This window comes from Nocardia sp. NPDC003345, from assembly GCF_053589395.1.
In genome coordinates, this window is record NZ_JBSFRU010000535.1 from 1 (window position 1) to 2,363 (window position 2,363).

Below are 2,363 nucleotides of genomic sequence, written 5' to 3' on the forward strand. Positions count from 1 at the left end.
CGCCGGGGGAACCCGGGAACACCGGACATGTGGCGATGGGCAACGGCGCTGATTTCGGGCAGCGACTGTCCGGATGGGAGACGGACGGGTTGTCCGGCAGAACTCGACTGGCGCTCCGGTCGCGACGGTGCGTCGCGTGGCGGGAAACGCCGGATATCCCCGACCCGGCGGTGGCAACGATCGGGAATCCGCAACATTGTGCCAGGTCCCGGGTCGTTCGCCAAACCCGGTGCCGCGTTCTGCGTGTATCGGACACCACGGGGCCAGCGTAGGGCCCGGGGATTACCTTCCCGTAAGCGGAAACTCCCGGTCCGCCGGTGTCCGGGGTGAGACAGTTGCAGGAGCACGGCCCCCGCGATGTGAAGGTCGCCTCGACGCGCCGCGCCGGCTCAGCCCCACCACTGCGTCCACAGCAGCGCGGCTCCCGCCCCCAGCACCACCACCGCGGCCACCACCGTCGCCGTCCCGCGCCGGCGGTCCGAATACACCTGTGCGACAACGGCAATCGCCGCCACCAGCAGATGCAGCAGCACCGACTCCGTACCCGGCCCCGGGAACCCGCGCCGGTCGCCGATCAGGGCCGCGCCCAAGACGACCAACGCCAGCAATACCAGGCCCGCGGCGGCGATACCGCTGATCCCGCGCAGCACTCTCATGACGCGAGGACCGGGACGCCGGTGGCTCGACCGGCCAATTTCTCGAACTGGGCCGGATCGGTGGTGCGGTCGCCGAGACCGATCGTCTTGTTGGCGCCGTGGTAGTCCGAGGAGCCGGTCGCGAGCAGCCCGAATTCGGCCGCCAGATCACGTAGCACCGCGCGGTCGTGGTCACTGTGGTCGGGATGATCGACCTCCAGACCGCCCAGTCCGGCGGGGACGAGGTCACCGACCTCCGCCAGGTCGAGCAACCGCCCGCGGCTGCGGGCCCGGGCGTGGGCCAGCACGCTGACCCCGCCCGCCGCGGCGATCATCGCGACCGCCGTCCGCAACGGTGTATCGGCCTTCTCCACGAAGTACGGCCCGTCCGACGAGAGCAGATCGTCGAAGGCGGCGCCGACGGTCGGCACCACCCCGGCCGCGACCAGCACCCGCGCCAGATGCGGCCGCCCCGCCGACGGGCCGGCCGCGGCGAGTACCGCGTCGGGATCGATCGGCAGCCCGTCGGCCGCCATCTGCTCGGCCATCGCGCGTAGTCGTTCCACCCGTTCGGCCCGCAACCGCTCCCGTTCGGCCGCGAACCCGCGATCGGCCGGATCGAACAGATAGGCCAGCAAGTGCACCGATACCGGCCAGCCGTCGGTGCCCGGGCCCACGCACGACATCTCCATGCCCCGGACCAGGGTGAGCCCGGCCGGGCGGGCCGCCTCGGCCTCGGCCCAGCCCGCGGTGGTGTCGTGATCGGTGATCGCGACCACGTCCAGACCCGCCGCGGCCGCGTTGCGCACCAGTTCGGCCGGGGTATCGGTGCCGTCGGAGGCGTTGGAATGGGTATGCAGGTCGATACGCACGCCGTCCAGTCTGTCAGTGCCCGTTCCGGGTGCCACCCGCGCGGGCGGGCTAGCATCGGCACGTGCCCTCCCTGCCGCTGCCGTTCCACAGTCCGGGGCGGTCCCGGCGGCCTCCCACCACGCCCTATATCCCGATTCCCACCGCCCGCGCGATCGTCGATTGCGCGGTGTACGTGGACGGGGAGCGGCTACCCGGCCGGTTCACCCATTCCGGCGCGCTGGCGGCGGCCCGCGAACACGGTGGTTTCGTCTGGCTCGGCCTGCACGACCCCGATGAGGCCCAGATGCGGGAGGTCGCCGCGACCTACCGCCTGCACGCGCTGGCGGTGGAGGACGCGGTCCAGGCCCATCAGCGCCCCAAACTCGAACGCTACGACGACATCCTGGTCATGGTCATGCGCACGGTCGGCTACCAGGAGCACGAGATGCGCAGCGTGAGCGAGATCGTGGAGACGGGGGAACTGCTGATCTTCGTCTCCGCGGAGTTCGTGATCGCGGTCCGCCACGGCGAGCATTCGGCGCTGGCCCAGGTGCGGCGCGATCTCGAGAGCAGGCCCGCACGGCTGCGCCGCGGGCCGGGGGCGGTTCTGCACGCGATAGCCGACCGGGTGGTGGACACCTATATCGACGTCGTGCAGTCGGTGGAACGCGATATCGAGGAGATGGAGCAGGAGATCTTCACTCCGCGCAGCACGCTTCCGATCGAATCCATCTATCAGCTCAAACGTGAGGTGGTGGAATTACGCCGGGCGGTGCTTCCGCTGGATATGCCGCTGGACATCCTGGTGCGTAACGAAGAACTGCCGCTGGACCCCGAGATCCGGCGTTATCTGCGCGATGTCGCCGACCATCACAC

At 70.4% G+C, this 2,363-nt stretch carries 3 protein-coding genes; 1 reads left to right on the forward strand and 2 read right to left on the reverse strand.

Features of this window, described 5'->3' with window-relative positions:
• Positions 1–389: 389 nt before the first annotated feature.
• Together ACWDU1_RS31690 and ACWDU1_RS31695 are read right to left on the reverse strand one after the other, a co-directional pair.
• Positions 390–656, reverse strand: coding sequence for a hypothetical protein (locus tag ACWDU1_RS31690; RefSeq protein ID WP_450004099.1), 267 nt, complete (start codon positions 654–656; stop codon positions 390–392).
• Positions 653–1,507: a PHP domain-containing protein gene (locus ACWDU1_RS31695; RefSeq protein ID WP_450004100.1), complete on the reverse strand. Its 855-nt coding sequence runs from the start codon at positions 1,505–1,507 to the stop codon at positions 653–655. The genes ACWDU1_RS31690 and ACWDU1_RS31695 overlap by 4 nt, the downstream gene beginning before the upstream one ends.
• 62 nt (positions 1,508–1,569) lie before the next feature.
• On the opposite strand from ACWDU1_RS31695, the gene ACWDU1_RS31700 reads away from it, so the two are divergent.
• On the forward strand, positions 1,570–2,363 hold a 794-nt coding region (locus ACWDU1_RS31700; protein ID WP_450004101.1), incomplete at its 3' end, for a magnesium and cobalt transport protein CorA.

Coding starts and splice junctions, on each gene's coding strand:
- ACWDU1_RS31690 (WP_450004099.1), bottom strand. CDS start 656: ATGAGAGTGCTGCGCGGGATCAGCGGTATCGCCGCCGCGGGCCTGGTA.